This is a genomic window from Pseudoalteromonas sp. GW168-MNA-CIBAN-0100 (assembly GCF_040309225.1).
In the GTDB taxonomy this organism is placed as follows: domain Bacteria; phylum Pseudomonadota; class Gammaproteobacteria; order Enterobacterales; family Alteromonadaceae; genus Pseudoalteromonas; species Pseudoalteromonas arctica.
On sequence record NZ_JBEOOL010000595.1, the window covers coordinates 1 to 269 of the forward strand.

General features: G+C 41.6%; 1 protein-coding gene. It reads left to right on the top strand.

Features of this window, described 5'->3' with window-relative positions; all coding sequences use genetic code 11:
• Positions 1 to 269: alkaline phosphatase (locus tag AAEY62_RS22590; protein ID WP_350636657.1), on the top strand; the 269-nt coding region annotated here is incomplete at both ends.

Sequence of the window (269 nt, forward strand, 5' to 3'; positions counted from 1 at the left end):
CGTGAAGACCGTAACTTAATTGAAGAATTTAAAGCCGCTGGTTATCAATACTCCGACGACATTAATAACCTAGGCCAAATTACGCAGCTCCCTGCCATTGGTTTATACGCCGAAAAAGGCCTTCCATACGCAATTGATGAACACCCTACTCGCCTTGCAAGATTAACCACTAAAACACTTGATTTGTTAGATGGCCAAAACAAAAAAGGCTTTTTTGTGATGATTGAAGGCAGCCAAATTGATTGGTGTGGCCATGCTAACGATATAGC